We start from the raw sequence: 16,936 nt of genomic DNA on the forward strand, positions 1-16,936 counted from the left end.
GGCGACACGTTGCCCGCCGAAGGAGTGCAGACATGAGCCGACAGGACTTCGCCCGAGACTGGGTGCCCTTCCGCGACCCCCTGATGAGCCGCTATCCCGGCCTCACGGACGGCGACTTGCAGGACGCCGACGGCTCCACCGCCGCGCTGGCCAAGAGCATCGCCGCGCTGCAGGGCGAGACCGACCTGGAGATGGTGCAGCGCCGCCTGCACGAGTTCCTTGAAGGCCCCATGCCCGCCGACGCCTTCGCCGATCCCTCCCACGATAACGCCGCGGCGCTGGAGTCGGGCGACTACATCCCCGAGGGCGAGGACCCGCTGTCCGACGACCGCCGCTTCGGCGACGACGGCACGGCCGAGCCCCCCGTGGGCCGCGACCGCTGATGCGCGCCGCGCTCGGGATCCTCGCCCTGCTCGCCGCCCCCGCGGCGGCGCACGACCTGCCACCCGTGGAGCAGCCCCCCGAGCGCGTGACGGTGACGCGCCCGCTCCTGCCCCAGTGGGGCACCCAGGGCGGCGAGGGGCGGGTGCGGCTGGTGTACCACTCGCCGAAGCTGGCCGCGCGCATGGCCGTGACCGAGTTCGCTGCCTACGAGCGCGCCTACGCCCGCCGACTCACGGCGCTGATGATGCGGATGCCGCTCGCGTCCGCCGACCCCATCGCCCGCCACGGCGCGTGGCACGACGTGGTGGGGGAGCAGACCGTTCCGGTGCTGACGATGGACCCCCTGCCCGAGCGGCGCGAGGATGCGATCACGCGGTAGCGAGGCGCTCCGTTTTCTCCGCGTCCCACACGCCCCGGCCCCGAGCCGGGGACTCCGTCACCCGCAGCGACGACGTTCCGGAGCGGAGCGCCAACGGAGCCTCGAGGCCCCGGATCGGGTCCGGGGCGTGGACTTGCCGGCGATCGCTCCATCCTCCCTCGGCATCGCCCGACTGCGCCGCGCTCGCCACCCCGCACGCCCCGGCCCTGCGCCGGGGCCTCCGTCATCCGCTAGGGCGCCGCTCCGGAACGGAGTACTAGCGGACGCCAGAGGCCCCGGATCGGGTCCGGGGCGTGGCGTCGCTCGATCGGCAGCCCCGCCCCTCCGGCGTCGGCTCGCGCCTCCGCGTCTGACCCTCGGATCGGTCCACTGGACCGATCCGTCCGCCTCCGGCGGACCGGGCCTGCTCCAGCGTCGGCTTGTGCCTCCGCGTCTGACCCTCGGATCGGTCCACCGGACCGATCCGTCCGCCTCCGGCGGACCGGGTCAGACCCCCTCCAGCAACATGATTTGCGCGTCCCCCGCCCCCTCCCGGTGCCGGCGCGCGGCCTGGTACTCCTCGCTGTCGTAGCAAGCCCGCGCCGTCGCCATGTCGGGGAACTCGATCACCACGTTGCGGGGCCGGCTCTCGCCCTCGAGCCCCACGACCTCGCCGCCCCGGGCGAGCACCCTGGCACCGAACCGCTCGAACGCCGCCGTCGCCCCCTTGGCGTAGAGCGCGTAGGGGTCCGGGTCCGTCACGGTCACGTGGGCGATCCAGTAAGCCTTGGGCATGGGTCTTCTCCGCTCCGAAATTTTACCAGTTGATAAAAAATCGGATCGTGGCACTGTGGCAAGCACAATCGGAGCGGGAGCGCGGGGAGAGCGACATGACCGAGGCGATGCGACTGGACGGCATCCGGGCCGGGCGGCTGGGCGAGGAGGACCTCGCGCGGAACTTCGACGACCTCCATCCCCGCTTCGATCCCCACGAGGCGGCCGTGGCCGCGGACCGCTGCTACTTCTGCTTCGACGCCCCCTGCGTCACCGCCTGCCCCACGGCGATCGACATCCCGCTCTTCATCCGCCAGATCCAGACCGGCCAGCCCGAGGCGGCGGCCAAGACCATCTTCGACCAGAACATCCTCGGCGGCATGTGCGGCCGGGTCTGCCCCGTGGAGACGCTGTGCCAGGAGGCCTGCGTGCGCGAGGCCGCGGAAGGCAAGCCGGTCGAGATCGGCCGCCTCCAGCGCTACGCCACCGACGCCATGATGGAACGCGGCGAGCACCCCTACGCCCGCGCGCCCGAGACCGGGAAGCGGATCGCCGTGGTCGGCGCCGGCCCCGCGGGCCTCGCCGCCGCGCACCGGCTGGCGATGCACGGGCACGCCGTCACTCTCTACGACGCTAAGCCCAAGCCCGGCGGGCTCAACGAGTACGGCATCGCCCAGTACAAGACGCCCCACGGCTACGCGCAGGCCGAGGTGGATTGGCTCCTCAAGATCGGGGGCATCGCCGTGGAGACGGGCCGCGCCATCGGAGACGGGCTGACGCTCCAGCAGCTTCGCGCGGACTTCGACGCGGTGTTCCTCGGGATCGGCCTCGCCGGGGTCGGACGCCTCGGGCTGGAGGGCGAGGAGGCCGCGGGCGCCGAGAACGCCGTCGACTTCATCGCCGCCCTGCGCCAGCAGGACGACCTCACGCAGCTGCCCATCGGCCGCCACGTCGTGGTGATCGGCGGCGGCATGACGGCCGTCGATGCGGCCGTGCAGTCCAAGTTGCTCGGCGCCGACACCGTGACCATCGCCTACCGCCGCGACCGCGCCCAGATGCCCGCGAGCCGCTGGGAGCAGGATCTGGCCGCGTCGCACGGCGTGCGCCTGATGTTCGGCGTGGCCCCGAAGGCGCTGGAGGCCGAGGGCGGGCGCCTGCGCGGCGTGGTGCTCGACGTGCTGAACCCCGACATGACCGCCACCGGCGAGACCGTCACCGTTCGCGCCGACCAGATGTTCCGCGCCATCGGCCAGCGGCTGGAGGCGGTGGAAGGCCTCGCCCTCGACGGCGGCAAGATCGCCGTCGATGCCGCGGGCCGCACCTCGCTCGACGGCGTCTGGGCGGGCGGCGACTGCGCCGCGGGCGGCGAGGACCTCACCGTCACCGCGGTGGCGCAAGGCCGCGACGCCGCCGAGGCGATCCACGCCGCGCTCACCGGCGCCCGGCCGGCCGCCAACCGCCCCGCGATCGGCGAGCCCCTGCGCGGCATCGACGCCCCGCCTCATGGCCAGGCGCCCCATGATCGGATGCCCGTGCCCTCGGGCGGAGGGCGCTGAGGTGCCCCGCCCCCGCATCGCGTTCCGCTCGCGCCACTGGACCACGCTGCCGGAGCTGGGCCGCCTGATCCGCATGCTGGCCCTCGTTCCCGACGAGGCGCCCCCCGCCACCGAGGCCGCGCCCCCCCGCGCCGCCATCGCCGCCGCCTGAGGAGACCGCCATGGCCGACCTTTCCGCCGACTTCGTGGGCATTCGCTCCCCCAATCCGTTCTGGCTGGCCTCGGCGCCGCCCACCGACAAGGAGTACAACGTCCGTCGCGCCTTCGAGGCCGGATGGGGCGGCGTGGTCTGGAAGACGCTGGGGGCCGAGGGCCCGCCGGTCGTCAACGTCAACGGCCCCCGCTACGGCGCGATCCACGGCGCCGACCGCCGCCTGCTCGGCCTCAACAACATCGAGCTGATCACCGACCGCCCGCTGGAGGTGAACCTGCGCGAGATGAAGGCGGTCAAGCGCGACTACCCCGACCGAGCGCTGATCGCCTCGATCATGGTGCCCTGCGAGGAGGAGGCCTGGCGCGCCATCCTGCCCCGCGTCGAGGAGACCGGCGCCGACGGGATCGAGCTGAACTTCGGCTGCCCGCACGGCATGTCCGAGCGCGGCATGGGCTCGGCGGTGGGCCAGGTGCCCGAGTACATCGAGATGGTCGCCCGCTGGTGCAAGCAGTACACCCGCATGCCCGTGATCGTGAAGCTGACCCCCAACATCACCGACATCCGCAAGCCCGCCGCGGCGGCGAAGCGCGGGGGCGCGGATGCGGTGTCGCTGATCAACACGATCAACTCGATCACCTCCGTGGACCTCGACAGCTTCGCGCCCGAGCCGACCATCGACGGCAAGGGCTCCCACGGCGGCTACTGCGGCCCGGCGGTGAAGCCCATCGCCCTGAGCATGGTCTCCGAGATCGCCCGCGCCGAGGAGACGCGCGGCCTTCCCATCTCGGGCATCGGCGGCGTGACCACCTGGCGCGACGCGGCCGAGTACATCGCCCTGTCGTGCGGCAACGTGCAGGTCTGCACCGCGGCGATGACCTACGGATTCGGCATCATCAAGGAGCTGACGGCGGGCCTCGAGCGATACATGGACGAGAAGGGCTATGCCTCAATCGAGGACTTCCGCGGCCGCGCCGTGTCCAACGTCACCGACTGGAAGCACCTCAATCTCAACTACGTGACCAAGGCACGGATCGACCAGGATCTCTGCATCAAGTGCGGCCGCTGCTACGCCGCCTGCGAGGACACCAGCCACCAGGCCATCGGGGTCGGCCCCGGCCGCACCTTCGAGGTGATCGACGCCGAATGCGTGGCCTGCAACCTGTGCGTCGACGTCTGCCCCGTGGAGGACTGCATCACCATGGAGCGCCTCGCGCCCGGCACCGTCGACCCGCGCACGGGCCGCACCGTGGAGGCCGAGCCGGCGGACTGGACCACGCACCCGAACAACCCGGCGACGCGCGTGGCCGCGGAGTAGTTCCGCCCGGTCCCCGGCCGGCGACCTGCGATCCACTTGCCTAGGCGAGGCGCTTCGGAGGGGGGCGCCGCGTCCGCGTTCGCCCGCCGGCGGGCGTGGCTGCCCCGGTCAGGGCAGCGTCACCGTCCCGCTGACGGTGTTGACGTTCCGTCCCGTGCCCGGGTCGGTCAGCGACGAGAAGTCGCCGCTGCCGCTCGCCTCGACCCACTTGCCGGTCCCGCCCGTGACCGACCAGTCGCCGGTGACCGCGCCGTCCGCGCCGAGGCCGCTCGGCGTCCACTGCATGCTGACCATGTCGCCGTCCGCGTCGGTGTAGAGGCAGCGACCGCCCCCCGCGACGGCACCGGCCTTCACCTCCATCGCGCCGAAGCACGGTCCGGTCATTCCGTTCATCGGGTTCGCGGGATCGTCGAGCTGGAAATCGTCGTAGATCGTGCGGAGCTCCACGAGCATGTGCCCCTCGGCGACCGCGTGCATGGTGTTGTCGGCCTGGCCGTGCCCGGTGCCCGAGACCGTCATCTCCCCCGCCCACGCGAGCGGAGCGGCAATGCACGCGAAGGCGCCGACTAGGCTCGTCTTGATCTTCATGGTATCGTCCTCCCCATCGCGCCGACCCGTAGTTGACGCTGCGTCAGCCTACCACGACGCCGCTCCGCTGTCGATTTTCGCCCCGATCCCTCGGGCAGCGTGCACGGACCCGCCGCGCGGCCCGCCCTGCCCTGGGGCGGGACGACGACCTCTCGACGCGGGGGTCCCGCCCCCTATTTTCACTCCATGGCCCGTTCCGCTCCCGAGCAGCGACACGTCCGGCCCGCGCCCGAGCCGCGGCCCCGTCTCACGCTGCGGCTCTCCTCGTTCCTCAGCCTGATCACCCGCGACGTGGGCGACCAGCTCCGATCGCTCGACGGGCACCGCCACCGCGACTTCGACTTCTACGCCCCGTTCCGCGACGCACTGCGTGCCTACGCCATCGAGGGGCTCGGGCGCGGGGAGGCGCTGGAGGGGATCGAGGCGACGTCCACCCAGTCCATGCTCCGGCGCAACGGCGAGGTGTTCGAGCGCGTGGCCGACTGGCTCGACCGCCAGGGGGGCCGGATGGTGCCGCCGCCCTCGGGCGTGTGGCGGGCGCCGGGCGGGGCGCTGGAGATCGAGGTGGCACCGGAGATCGCCATCGAGGGGCGCCATGGCCGGCTCGACGTGATCGCGGTCTACGGGCGCGAGGCGCCGCGCCTGCGCCGCGATCAGGCCGGCGCGGTGGCGCGCATCATGGGGGAGACGTTCGCGGATATAGACGGCGCGACCTTCGGGGTGCTCGACGCGGAAGCGGGCCAAGTTCTTCGCACGCCCACGGCCTTCTCGGACCGGGTGCTGGAGGCGGAGCTTCGGGTAATCACCGAGGAGCTGGGCGCGAAGGCGCGCCGGATGTAGACGCCGGCGGTGGGGGACGGCACATGGCCGTCCCTCGCGCCTTTTGGTGTCAGGCCGTGGCGGCGGTCCGGCGCCGTCTCGCGACGAGGAGCGTGCCGAACGCGCCGAGCAGCAGGAACGCCGACGCCGGCAGCGGAACCGGCGAGAAGCCAACGATCGAGGCCTGCGAGACCGATGCCGAGAGCGAGCCCGCGTCCTTGAACAACCCGGCGTCGTCCATCGTGCCGAGCACGGCCTGCATCGGCACGGGGGTGGGCACCACGTCCTGCACCGGGTCCGCGGCTGCCGCATCGCCGCCGACGAAGGCGACCTGCTGCAGGAGCGGCGCCAGCACGCCCGCGTCGCGGGGGGCGGCCGAGCCGATTTCCAGCTCCGCCGGGTTCGGCGTGGCGGCGGTCGGCCCGCCGGCGAGACCACCGAGGAGCAGGTCGACCGGCGCGGTCAGACCCGAGCCGTTGCCTGCCCCCGCGACATCGGAGGGGGTCTCGCCGCCAACGGGCCCGTCGCTGTCAGGATCGCTGGCACGGGACTGCGCGACGCCACCCGAAGCGAGCGCCCCGATCGAACCCGCGCCGCCCGAAGCGATGGTCCCGACGGTCCCGGCGCCGCTCGAGGCGAGCGCAGCCACGGGGTTGGCCCCACCCGAAGCGCCCGCTCCGCCCGAACCGCCACCACTCGCGCCGCGGCCTCCGCCCGCTCCCGCAGAGCCGGAGGCGCCCAGGCTGGCGGTCCGGCCCACGGGGCCCGCCACCGAGGAGGACGACGCGCCGCCGCGCTTCGCGGACCCTGCCACTCCGGACGCCCGGGCGGGTGCGGCGCCGACGGCGTTCCCACCCGCCGGTGCGCCCACGAACACGATGTCGGAGGAGCCGGACATGGTCGTCGCCGCCACCGCCGCGGACGGCAGGGCGAACGATGCGAGGATCACGGGCAGCAGACGTCTCATGGGGCAGCTCACTGTTGTCGAGGGCGGATCAAGACCGAACCGCCGATCTTCGGCTCGCGCTCGAGCATGATGTAGGGCCGTTCCCCCTGATTATCGAGGCCCGATTGCGCCCGCAAGCGATTGTCGCCGTTCCGAGAACGGCAAGGGTCGGAAAACTCCGGGCTTTGTTCCGCCTGCTGGGCGCTACGGCGCCAGCACCCGCCGGAAATGTACCTCCAGCTCCTGCTCCGCCTCGCTCCAGGGGTCGCGGTTTCGGCCCAGCACCGCGCGCACCTGGGCCTCGAAATCTGCGTAGTGCTGCGTCAGCGCCCAGATCGAGAACACGAGGTGATGCGGGTCGAGCCGCGCGAGGCGCCCCGCCTCCATCCACCCCGCGATCACGGCCGCCTTCTCGTCGACCATCGCCCGCAGGTCGCGCAGCTCCGACTCCAGCATCGGCGCGCCGCGCAGGATCTCGCCCGCGAAGAGGCGCGATTCGCGGGGGTAGTCGCGCGCGAGCTCCAGCTTGCGATGCACGTAGGCCAGCATCTCGGCCATCGGCTCGCCGTCGGCATCCAGTGCCCGCAGCGGATCGAGCCAAGTGTCGAGGAGCGTGTCGAGGAGGGCGACGTACACCGCCTCCTTGGACGCGAAGTAGTAGAGGAGGTTAGGCTTCGACAGCCCGGCCGCCTTGGCCAGCCCGTCGAGGGTGGCGCCCCGAAAGCCCTCGGCCGCGAACACCTCGATGGCGGCGTCGAGGATGCGCGCCCGGTTGCGCCGCTGGATGCGAGTGCCCCCGCCGCTGTCGTCCATGGCCCCATCCTTCCCTGCCCGGGCTCTCCCGTCCAGCCCGCGGTGCGCGGCGATGCGCGCGGCGGTTGACTGAATGCCGCCCCGTGGTAGCGTCGATTTGACCAAGCGGTCAAATATGAGGGGAACAGCATGGACGGCGCGCACGGGAGCAACCTTCGGATCGACGCCGAGCGGCTGTGGGACAGCCTCATGGAGATGGCGAAGATCGGCCCCGGCGTGGCGGGCGGCAACAACCGCCAGACCCTGACCGACGCCGACTCCGAGGGCCGCGCCCTGTTCCAACGCTGGTGCGAGGCCGCGGGCTGCACCATGGGCGTGGATGCCATCGGCAACATGTTCGCCCGCCGCGAGGGCACCGAGGACCTGCCGGCGGTCTATGTCGGCTCGCACCTCGACACCCAGCCCACGGGCGGCAAGTACGACGGCGTGCTCGGCGTGCTCGGCGGGCTGGAGGTCGTGCGGACCCTCAACGACCTGAACGTGAAGACCCGCCGCCCCATCGTGGTGGTCAACTGGACCAACGAGGAGGGCACTCGCTTCGCCCCCGCCATGCTGGCCTCGGGCGTGTTCGCCGGGGTCCACACGCAAGGGTGGTGCGAGGACCGCACCGACGCCGAAGGCAAACGCTTCGGCGACGAACTAGACCGCATCGGCTGGCGCGGCGCCGAGGAGGTGGGCGCCCGCCGGGATGACATCCACGCCATGTTCGAGCTGCACATCGAGCAGGGGCCCATCCTGGAGGCCGAGGACGTCGACATCGGCGTCGTGACCCACGGGCAGGGCCTGTCGTGGACGCAGGTGACCGTCACCGGCAAGGACAGCCACACCGGCTCCACCCCGATGCCGATGCGCCGCGACGCGGGCCTCGGCATGGCGCGCATCCTGGAGGCGGTGAACGCCATCGCGCTGAGCCACGCCCCCCACGCGGTCGGCGCGGCGGGCCACATCGACGTGCACCCCAACTCGCGCAACGTGATTCCGGGCAAAGTCGTCTTTACGGTCGACTTCCGCTCGCCCGACCTCGCGGTGATCGAGGACATGGAGGCGCGGCTGAAGGCGGAGGCCGAGCGCATCTGCGGCGAGATGGGCCTTGGGGTCGAGCTGGAGAAGGTCGGCGGCTTCGACCCTGTCGCCTTCGACGAGGGCTGCGTCGCCGCCGTGCGCGCCGCGGCCGAGCGGCTGGGCCACTCCCACCGCGACATCATCTCGGGCGCCGGCCACGATGCCTGCTGGATCAACCGGGTCGCGCCCACGGCCATGATCATGTGCCCCTGCGTCGACGGCCTGAGCCACAACGAGGCCGAGGAGATCAGCCGGGAGTGGGCGCAGGCGGGCACCGACGTGCTGCTGGGCGCGGTGCTGGAATCGGCCGAGGTGGTGTCTTGAGGATCGCGCGGTTGATCGGCATCCGCGGCCCTGCCACCCTCTGCGCGGCGCTGCTGCGCCTGGTCCACCGGAGACGTTTCCATGACAGCACGAATCCTCCCCGCCCTCGCGGCGCTCGCCCTTCTCTCGGCTTGCGGCGCCCCGGCGCCGACGGGGCCGGCGGGATCCTCCGGCGTGGAGGCCGGGCGGACCTCCGTTCCGAAGGTGGTGCTGAGCCGCGTGCCGGCCTCGGTCCCGTCCGGCGACGTGCTGCGGCGGGACGGCTGCTGGTACTTCCGGCAGTCAGGGCAGGAGTTCCCGGTGGAGCTGACGCCCGGCCGGCCCCTGTGCGAACGCGGCGCCGCGGCCTGACCCCGCGACGTGGGGCGGCGGGCCTCGCGCTCGCCGCCGCGCTCGCGGCCTGCGTGCCGGCGCCGTCCGGCCCGCTCGATCCGGCCGGCTACGTGCCCATCGACTATCCCCTGCCCCTCGCCATCGATGCGCTGCTGCCCCGCGGCGTGGCGCAGGCCGACGTGCGTGAGCGCGACGGGTGCTACGCCTACGAGCTGGACGGCACGCTCTACCCCGTGCGCCGCCCCGACGGCGGGCACTACTGCATCGGCTAGGGGCGCGATCGCAACACGGAACGGCCCCGGCGGGGGGCGAACAGGAGGGCTCGGATGAGCAAAGTCATCAAGAACGGCACGATCGTCACCGCCGACCGCCAGTGGAAGGCCGACGTGCTCGTCGAGGGCGAGACCATCGTCGAGATCGGCGAAGGCTTGCGCGGCGACGAGACCATCGACGCCTCGGACGCCTACGTCATGCCCGGCGGCATCGACCCGCACACCCACCTGGAGATGCCCTTCATGGGCACCACCGCGGCCGAGACCTTCGAGAGCGGCACCTTCGCCGCCGCCGCTGGGGGCACCACCATGCTGGTCGACTTCTGCCTGCCCGGCGAGGACGGCTCGCTCCTGTCCGCGCTGGATGCGTGGGACCGGAAGTCCGAGCGGCAGATCTGCACCGACATCTCCTACCACATGGCGATCACCGGCTGGAACGAGCGCATCTGGTCCGAGATGGAGACCGTGGTGCGCGAGCGGGGCGTCAACACCTTCAAGCACTTTATGGCCTACAAGGGCGCGCTGATGGTCGAGGACGACGAGATGTTCGCGTCGTTCCGCCGCTGCGCCGAGCTGGGCGCCCTGCCCCTGGTCCACGCCGAGAACGGCGACATCGTGGCGGCCAAGCAGGAGCAGCTGCTCGCCGACGGCATCACCGGCCCCGAGGGCCACGCCTACTCGCGCCCTCCGGAGGTCGAGGGCGAGGCCGCGAACCGCGCCATCATGATCGCGGATGCCGCCGGCGTGCCGCTCTACATCGTCCACGTCTCCTGCGAGCAGGCCCACGAGGCGATCCGCCGCGCGCGCCAGAAGGGCATGCGTGTCTACGGCGAGCCGCTGATCCAGCACCTGACGCTCGACGAGACCGAGTATTTCGACAAGGACTGGCAGTACGCCGCGCGCCGGGTGATGAGCCCGCCGTTCCGCTCCAAGGACCACCAGGACTCCCTCTGGGCCGGCCTTGCCTCGGGCTCGCTGCAGGTGGTCGCCACCGACCACGCCGCCTTCTCGGACGAGCAGAAGCGCATGGGGGTCGACGACTTCACCCGCATCCCCAACGGCACCGGCGGGCTGGAGGAGCGCATGGGCGTGCTCTGGACGCAGGGCGTCGAGACCGGGCGCCTGACGCCCGAGGAGTTCGTGGCCGTCACCTCCACCAACATCGCCAAGATCCTGAACATCTACCCCATGAAGGGCAGCATCACCGTGGGCGGCCATGCCGACATCGTGGTCTGGGATCCGTCGATCCACCGGACCGTCTCGGTGAACACCCAGAAGTCGATCATCGACTACAACGTGTTCGAGGGCATGGAGCTGAAGGCCGCCCCCCGCTACACCCTGTCCCGCGGCGAGGTGATCTGGGCCTGGGGCCAGAACTCGCAGCCCCAGCCGGGGCGGGGGAAATTCGTTCGGCGGCCGCCGTTCGCATCGGCGGCGAAGGCGCTGTCGAGGTGGAAGGCGCTGAACACGCCGAGGAAGATCGAGCGCGATCCGATGAACATTCCGGCGGGGGTTTGAGCATCCCGTGCCCCCCGAAGCCGTCCTTGAAAGCGCTCTCTATGCCGACGACCTCGCGGCCGCGAAGCGCTTCTACGGCGGCCTGCTCGGGATGGAACGAATTGTGGAGGTCGAGGGGCGGCACGTGTTCTTCCGCTGCGGCGAGGGCGTGGTGCTGATCTTCGACCCTGCCGCCACCGAACGGCCCCCGCGCGAGGGCGCGCTTCCGGTCCCGCCCCACGGGGCACGGGGGCCGGGTCACCTTTGCTTCCGGGCGGACGGGCCGGCGCTGGACGAATGGCGCACGCGGCTGGAGATGTCGGGCGTCGCCATCGAAGCCGACTTCGCATGGCCGAACGGCGCGCGCTCGATCTACGTGCGCGACCCGGCGGGCAACAGCATCGAGTTCGCGGAAGGTAAGCTATGGCAGACGTGAACCCGGTGGTATCGGCCCAATCCCTCGACCTCACCTTCCAGACCGGCGACGGCCCCGTCGACGCACTGCGCGACGTCTCCCTCGACGTGGCCCCCGGCGAGTTCGTCTCCTTCATCGGACCCTCGGGCTGCGGCAAGACCACGTTCCTGCGCTGCGTGGCGGCCCTCGAGACCCCCACCGGCGGCACCCTCGCGGTCAACGGCATGACCCCCGACGAGGCCCGCCGCGCGCGCGCCTACGGCTACGTGTTCCAGGCTGCCGGGCTCTACCCGTGGCGCACCATCGGGCGGAACGTCACGCTCCCGCTGGAGATCATGGGCTTCTCCAAGGCCGAGCGCCGCGAGCGGATGCGCCGGGTGCTGGAGCTGGTCGAGCTGGGGGGCTTCGAGAACAAGTATCCCTGGCAGCTCTCGGGCGGCATGCAGCAGCGCGCCTCGATCGCCCGGGCCCTCGGCTTCGACGCCGACCTCCTGCTGATGGACGAGCCCTTCGGCGCCCTCGACGAGATCGTGCGCGACCGCCTCAACGAGGAGTTGCTGCGGCTCTGGGCGCGCACGCAGAAGACCATCCTCTTCGTAACCCACTCGATCCCCGAGGCGGTGTACCTGAGCACCAAGATCGTGGTCATGTCCCCGCGCCCCGGGCGCATCACCGACGTGATCGACTCGCCGCTGCCGACGGAGCGCCCCCTCGACATCCGCGACACGCCCGAGTTCCTCGCCGTCGCCCACCGCGTCCGCGAAGGGCTGCGCGAGGGGATGGAGGCGGCATGAGCCGCGCCATGGGCTCCGCCGCCGGCGACGTTCTGGGGCTGCTGGCCGCCGCGGTGTTCCTGTTTGCGGAGCGCTTCGCGGCGATGCGGAACCCGGTCACGGACGCGCTCGCGCTGCTGGTGGCGGTGGTTTCCGCCGTTCGCCTGATCCGCCGCTGGAGGAGCCGGTGACCGACGCGCCGCTCTCCGCCCCCGCCGCGGGGATCGGCCGCTCGGGCCGCGTGGCGCTGCGGGTGCGGGCCATGACCCACACCCTCGTGCCCGTGCTGGTGGTGGTCGCCGGCCTCGTCGCGCTCTGGTACCTCGCCTGCATCCCCATGAACGCCCAGCAGTCGGTGCTCGAGGCCGAGCGCGCCGGCATCGCCGTCACCCCGGCGACGGCCGCCGAGCGGCGCTCCATGGGCGGGCTCGCCATCGCCCTCGCCAACCCCGCCGAGGCCACGGCGCGCGCCTTCGCGCAGGACCGCGCCCGCTTGCCCGCACCCCATCAGGTGGCGGCCGAGCTGTGGTCCTCGACCGTGGGCCTGCCGGTGACCTCGAAGCGCAGCCTCGTGTTCCACGCGGGCCTCACCCTCGCCCCCACCCTGCTCGGCTTCGCCATCGGCTCCGGCTTGGGCATCCTGCTCGCCATCGGCATCGTCCATTCCCGCGTCATGGACCTCAGCGTGATGCCCTGGGCCATCGCCTCGCAGACCATCCCGATCCTCGCCATCGCGCCCATGATCATCGTGGTCCTGAACTCGATCGGGGTGCAGGGCCTGCTGCCCAAGGCGGCGATCTCGGCCTATCTCAGCTTCTTCCCGGTCACGGTGGGCATGGTGAAGGGCCTGCGCGCGCCCTCGCCCGCCGACCTCGACCTCATGCGGACCTGGAGCGCGAGCCAGCTGCGCACCCTCGTGAGCCTGCGTCTGCCCGCCTCGGCCCCCTACCTCTTCGCCTCGCTCAAGATCGCGGTCGCGGCAGCCCTCGTGGGCGCCATCGTGGGCGAGCTGCCCACCGGCGCCGTGCGCGGCCTCGGCGCGCGGCTGCTGGCGGGCAGCTACTACGGGCAGACCGTGCAGATCTGGTCCGCGCTCTTCGCCGCCGCCCTGGTCGCGGCGCTCCTCGTGGCATTGCTCTCGCTGATCGAGCGTGTGGTCCTCGCCCGCATGGGGCTGGCCCGATGAGCGCCGTCGGCCTCCTCGCCCTCTGGGCCGCGCTTTGGGCCGGAAACGTGCGCCTCGCGCGGACCCGGCCCGGCCGCTGGGCCGCGCCCGCCCTCTTCGGCCTGTCGCTGCTGATCCTCTGGGAGGCGGGCGTGCGTCTGTTCGCGGTGCCCGAGGTGATCCTGCCCGCGCCCACCCAGATCGCCGAGGCCGTCGCCCTCAACCTGCCCACCCTGTGGGAGGATGTGGTGCAGACCGTCCTCAAGGGCGCACTGTCCGGCTGGCTGATCGGCTGCGGCGCGGGCATCGGCGCCGCCCTCCTCGTCGCGCGCTCCGACTTCCTGCGCCGGGGGCTGCTGCCCGTGGGCAACTTCATGGCCGCCCTGCCGATCGTGGGCACCGCGCCGATCCTCGTGATGTGGTTCGGCTTCGGCTGGGAGTCGAAGGCCGCCGTGGTCGTCGTGATGGTGTTCTTCCCGGTCCTCGTGAACGCCGTCGCGGGCCTCGCCGACACCGGAGCGATGCAGCGCGACCTGATGCACACCTATGCCGCCACGACCGCGCAGACGCTCTGGTACCTCCGCATCCCCGCCGCGCTGCCCTTCGTGTTCAACGGCCTCAAGATCGCCACCACGCTCGCCCTGATCGGCGCCATCGTCGCCGAGTTCTTCGGCAGCCCCACCGTCGGCATGGGCTTCCGCATCTCGACCGAGGTCGGGCGCTTGAACCTGCCCATGGTCTGGGCCGAGATCGTGGCCGCCGCCCTCGTGGGCTCGCTCAGCTACGCCGCCATCGCCGCGCTCGAAAAGCGGCTGACGTTCTGGCATCCATCGCAGAGAGCCCGCCGCTAGAGACGGGCCACCACAACCGGGAGAGAGACGACATGAGACACCTGATCGCAGGGCTGGCCCTCGGGGCGCTGGCCGCCCCCGCCGCCATGGCGGACGCGCACATGGATGAGGTCACGCTCCAGCTCAAATGGGTCACGCAGGCCCAGTTCGCAGGCTACTACGTGGCCAAGGACAAGGGCTTCTACGAGGAGGAGAACCTCGACGTCACGATCCTGCCCGGCGGCCCCGACATCGCGCCCACGCAGGTGATTGCGGGCGGCGGCGCGGATGTGACCGTCGAGTGGATGCCCGCCGCCCTCGCCGCGCGCGAGAAGGGCCTGCCGCTGGTGAACATCGCCCAGCCCTTCAAGTCGTCGGGCATGCAGCTCACCTGCTGGGCCGACGTAGGTATCGAGTCCCCCGAGGACCTCGCGAACCGCACCTTGGGCGTCTGGTTCTTCGGCAACGAGTTCCCGTTCCTGTCCTGGATGGCCCAGCTCGGGCTCGAGACCGACGGCAAGGACGAGAACGGCGTCGAGGTGCTCAAGCAGGGCTTCAACGTCGATCCGCTCCTGCAGCGCCAGGCGGACTGCATCTCGACCATGACCTACAACGAGTACGGTCAGGTGCTGGACGCGGGCGTCTCCGAGGACGAGCTGGTGACCTTTAAGTACGAGGACCAGGGCGTCGCCACCCTCGAGGACGGGCTCTACGTGCTGGAGGAGAACCTCGCCGACCCCGAGTTCACCGACAAGATGGTCCGCTTCGTGCGCGCCTCGATGAAGGGCTGGAAGTACGCCGAGGAGAACCCCGACGAGGCGGCCGCCATCGTGCTCGAGAACGACGAGACCGGCGCGCAGACCGAGGCGCACCAGCAGCGCATGATGCGCGAGATCGCCAAGCTGACCGCCGGCTCCAACGGCGCGCTCGACGAGGCCGACTACCAGCGCACCGTCGACACGCTGCTGGCGGGCGGTTCGGACCCGGTGATCACGGAGGCACCCGAGGGCGCCTGGACGCCGAAGATCACCGACCTCGCGCTGAACTGATCCCACCCGCTCACGGGACCGGACGGGCGCCCTCGGGCGCCCGTTTTCCGTTCTTGCGCCCGCCCGCGCCGCGCGCCACCTCTCGGCCCATGACCGAACGCGACCCCGCCCGCTTCAACCTCGCCGCCTACGTGCTCGATGCCGGGCGCGCGCGTCCCGACCACCCCGCGCTGGAGGTGCTCGGCGGCGGGCCGCGCCTCTCCCACGGCGCGCTGCTCCGGGCGGTGGAGCGGCGGGCCGGGGCGCTCGCGGCCCTCGGCCTGCCCGGGGGCGCGCGCGTCCTGCTGCGCCTCGGCAACTCGCCCGACTTCCCCGTCACGCACCTCGCCTGCGCCGCAGCGGGGCTGGTGCCCGTGCCAACCTCGGCGCTGCTGACCGAGGCCGAGATCGGCCCCATGGCCAAGCGCATCGCCCCTGCCCTTGCCGTCCACGAACCGGGCATCGCCCTGCCGCCCGGCGTGCGCGCCGTGGAGGCGGCCGACCTCGACGGCCCCGCCCTGCCGTTCGCGGATTGGCCGCGCGGCGACGCCGAGCGGCTGGGCTACCTCGTGTTCACCTCCGGCTCGGGCGGCGCGCCGAAGGCCGTGGCTCACGCCCACCGCGCCGTGCTGGCGCGCCGCGCCATGTGGGAGGGCTGGTACGGGCTGCGCGCGAGCGACCGGATGCTCCACGCGGGCGCGTTCAACTGGACCTACACGCTGGGCACGGGCCTCCTGGACCCGTGGGCCATCGGCGCCACCGCGCTGATCCCCGCGCCTGATACCGCCGCCGAGGCCCTGCCCACCCTCATGGCCGAGCACGGCGCGACGATCTTTGCCGCCGCGCCCGGCGTCTATCGCCGCCTCCTGCGCGGCGCGATCCCGCCCCTCCCCGCCCTGCGCCACGGCCTCAGCGCCGGCGAGGCCCTGCCCCCGGCCACGCGCGCGGCCTGGCGCGAGGCGACGGGGACGGACGTGCACGAGGCGCTCGGCATGTCGGAGTGCTCCACTTTCGTGTCCGGCTCCCCCGCCCGCCCCGCCCCCGAGGGCTGGAGCGGCCACGTCCAGCCGGGCCGCGTGGCGCGGGTGCGGGACGGGCACCTGGAGGTCGGGCGCGGCGATCCCGGGCTGATGCTGGGCTACTGGGAGGACGGCGCGCCGCGGGCGCCCGAAGGCGAGTGGTTCCCCACCGGCGATCTCGTGGAGGAGGCCGGGGACGGCGCGATCCGCCATCTGGGCCGCGCCGACGCCATGCTCAACCCCGGCGGCTACCGGGTCTCGCCCGTGGAGGTGGAGGCCGCGCTCGCGGGCCTGCCCGTGGAGGACGTGGCGGTGGGCGAGGTTCGCACCGACGGCGGGGCGACGGTGCTCGCCGCCTACTACGTCGGCCCGCCGCTCGACCAGGCGGCCGCCGACGCCCACGCCGCGGCCCGCCTCGCGCGCTACAAGCAGCCGCGCATGTGGCTGCGGCGCGAGCGCCTGCCGCGCAACCCGAACGGCAAGCTGATCCGCGCGGAGCTGCGCTAGCGGC

Annotated in this window: 21 protein-coding genes; 17 read left to right on the top strand and 4 right to left on the bottom strand. The window is 72.4% G+C overall.

From position 1 onward, the window contains the following. Nucleotides 1-32 precede the first annotated feature (32 nt). Nucleotides 33-383 (top strand): hypothetical protein, encoded by a 351-nt coding sequence (locus K3554_RS14530; RefSeq protein WP_259941495.1) that lies wholly within the window; start codon nucleotides 33-35, stop codon nucleotides 381-383. Continuing rightward, nucleotides 383-763: a hypothetical protein gene (locus K3554_RS14535; protein WP_259941498.1), complete on the top strand. Its 381-nt coding sequence runs from the start codon at nucleotides 383-385 to the stop codon at nucleotides 761-763. The genes K3554_RS14530 and K3554_RS14535 overlap by 1 nt, the downstream gene beginning before the upstream one ends. Before the next feature lie 486 nt (nucleotides 764-1,249). Here the strand turns inward: K3554_RS14535 and K3554_RS14540 are convergent, their stop codons facing one another. Continuing rightward, nucleotides 1,250-1,537: a DUF1330 domain-containing protein gene (locus tag K3554_RS14540; RefSeq protein ID WP_259941501.1), complete on the bottom strand. Its 288-nt coding sequence runs from the start codon at nucleotides 1,535-1,537 to the stop codon at nucleotides 1,250-1,252. Nucleotides 1,538-1,632: 95 nt separating this feature from the next. Between K3554_RS14540 and K3554_RS14545 the strand changes: the two genes are divergently transcribed. From K3554_RS14545 to preA, 3 genes are read left to right on the top strand one after another with little or no spacing between them, the layout of a single operon-like run. Continuing rightward, the gene (locus K3554_RS14545) at nucleotides 1,633-3,072 is read left to right on the top strand and encodes an NAD(P)-dependent oxidoreductase (RefSeq protein WP_259941504.1); all 1,440 of its coding nucleotides are present in this window, start codon (nucleotides 1,633-1,635) and stop codon (nucleotides 3,070-3,072) included. 1 nt (nucleotide 3,073) lies between these two features. Next, complete coding sequence (locus K3554_RS14550) at nucleotides 3,074-3,223, top strand: hypothetical protein (protein ID WP_259941507.1); 150 nt, start codon at nucleotides 3,074-3,076, stop codon at nucleotides 3,221-3,223. 10 nt (nucleotides 3,224-3,233) lie between these two features. Further along, the gene (preA, locus tag K3554_RS14555; protein WP_259941511.1) at nucleotides 3,234-4,541 is read left to right on the top strand and encodes an NAD-dependent dihydropyrimidine dehydrogenase subunit PreA; all 1,308 of its coding nucleotides are present in this window, start codon (nucleotides 3,234-3,236) and stop codon (nucleotides 4,539-4,541) included. A 108-nt stretch (nucleotides 4,542-4,649) separates the two neighbouring features. Here preA and K3554_RS14560 read toward each other — a convergent pair whose 3' ends face one another. Further along, on the bottom strand, nucleotides 4,650-5,129 hold the full coding sequence (locus K3554_RS14560; RefSeq protein WP_259941514.1) for a hypothetical protein: 480 nt from the start codon (nucleotides 5,127-5,129) through the stop codon (nucleotides 4,650-4,652). 186 nt (nucleotides 5,130-5,315) lie between these two features. Here K3554_RS14560 and K3554_RS14565 point away from each other — a divergent pair, with 186 nt between their 5' ends. Beyond that, the gene (locus K3554_RS14565; protein WP_259941516.1) at nucleotides 5,316-5,969 is read left to right on the top strand and encodes a hypothetical protein; all 654 of its coding nucleotides are present in this window, start codon (nucleotides 5,316-5,318) and stop codon (nucleotides 5,967-5,969) included. A 49-nt stretch (nucleotides 5,970-6,018) separates the two neighbouring features. Here the strand turns inward: K3554_RS14565 and K3554_RS14570 are convergent, their stop codons facing one another. Then, the gene (locus K3554_RS14570; RefSeq protein ID WP_259941518.1) at nucleotides 6,019-6,915 is read right to left on the bottom strand and encodes a VPLPA-CTERM sorting domain-containing protein; all 897 of its coding nucleotides are present in this window, start codon (nucleotides 6,913-6,915) and stop codon (nucleotides 6,019-6,021) included. A gap of 183 nt (nucleotides 6,916-7,098) precedes the next feature. Beyond that, a complete protein-coding gene (locus K3554_RS14575) occupies nucleotides 7,099-7,707 on the bottom strand; it encodes a TetR family transcriptional regulator C-terminal domain-containing protein (RefSeq protein ID WP_259941521.1) in 609 nt (202 codons plus the stop codon). A gap of 129 nt (nucleotides 7,708-7,836) precedes the next feature. On the opposite strand from K3554_RS14575, the gene K3554_RS14580 reads away from it, so the two are divergent. The 11 genes from K3554_RS14580 (at nucleotide 7,837) to K3554_RS14630 (ending at nucleotide 16,932) form a co-directional block, all read left to right on the top strand. Next, nucleotides 7,837-9,093, top strand: a complete 1,257-nt coding sequence (locus tag K3554_RS14580) for a Zn-dependent hydrolase (RefSeq protein WP_259941523.1) — start codon at nucleotides 7,837-7,839, stop codon at nucleotides 9,091-9,093. Nucleotides 9,094-9,174: 81 nt separating this feature from the next. Next, complete coding sequence (locus K3554_RS14585; protein WP_259941525.1) at nucleotides 9,175-9,444, top strand: hypothetical protein; 270 nt, start codon at nucleotides 9,175-9,177, stop codon at nucleotides 9,442-9,444. Next, nucleotides 9,420-9,698: a hypothetical protein gene (locus K3554_RS14590; RefSeq protein ID WP_259941527.1), complete on the top strand. Its 279-nt coding sequence runs from the start codon at nucleotides 9,420-9,422 to the stop codon at nucleotides 9,696-9,698. The genes K3554_RS14585 and K3554_RS14590 overlap by 25 nt, the downstream gene beginning before the upstream one ends. A gap of 54 nt (nucleotides 9,699-9,752) precedes the next feature. Beyond that, nucleotides 9,753-11,216, top strand: coding sequence for a dihydropyrimidinase (gene hydA, locus K3554_RS14595; protein WP_259941530.1), 1,464 nt, complete (start codon nucleotides 9,753-9,755; stop codon nucleotides 11,214-11,216). 7 nt (nucleotides 11,217-11,223) lie between these two features. Continuing rightward, the gene (locus K3554_RS14600) at nucleotides 11,224-11,631 is read left to right on the top strand and encodes a VOC family protein (protein ID WP_259941535.1); all 408 of its coding nucleotides are present in this window, start codon (nucleotides 11,224-11,226) and stop codon (nucleotides 11,629-11,631) included. Beyond that, nucleotides 11,619-12,404 (top strand): ABC transporter ATP-binding protein, encoded by a 786-nt coding sequence (locus tag K3554_RS14605; protein ID WP_259941539.1) that lies wholly within the window; start codon nucleotides 11,619-11,621, stop codon nucleotides 12,402-12,404. Before K3554_RS14600 ends, K3554_RS14605 begins: the two co-directional genes overlap by 13 nt. Beyond that, a complete protein-coding gene (locus K3554_RS14610) occupies nucleotides 12,401-12,574 on the top strand; it encodes a hypothetical protein (protein WP_259941541.1) in 174 nt (57 codons plus the stop codon). Before K3554_RS14605 ends, K3554_RS14610 begins: the two co-directional genes overlap by 4 nt. A gap of 71 nt (nucleotides 12,575-12,645) precedes the next feature. Further along, entirely contained in the window at nucleotides 12,646-13,569 is a 924-nt protein-coding gene (locus K3554_RS14615; protein WP_259945968.1) for an ABC transporter permease, read from the top strand. Then, on the top strand, nucleotides 13,566-14,399 hold the full coding sequence (locus K3554_RS14620; RefSeq protein WP_259941543.1) for an ABC transporter permease: 834 nt from the start codon (nucleotides 13,566-13,568) through the stop codon (nucleotides 14,397-14,399). Before K3554_RS14615 ends, K3554_RS14620 begins: the two co-directional genes overlap by 4 nt. Nucleotides 14,400-14,431: 32 nt before the next feature. Further along, entirely contained in the window at nucleotides 14,432-15,427 is a 996-nt protein-coding gene (locus K3554_RS14625) for an ABC transporter substrate-binding protein (RefSeq protein ID WP_259941545.1), read from the top strand. Between the two features lie 89 nt (nucleotides 15,428-15,516). After that, on the top strand, nucleotides 15,517-16,932 hold the full coding sequence (locus K3554_RS14630) for a class I adenylate-forming enzyme family protein (RefSeq protein WP_259941548.1): 1,416 nt from the start codon (nucleotides 15,517-15,519) through the stop codon (nucleotides 16,930-16,932). Nucleotides 16,933-16,936 lie beyond the last annotated feature (4 nt).

Source organism: Jannaschia sp. W003 (assembly GCF_025144335.1).
GTDB lineage: Bacteria > Pseudomonadota > Alphaproteobacteria > Rhodobacterales > Rhodobacteraceae > Jannaschia.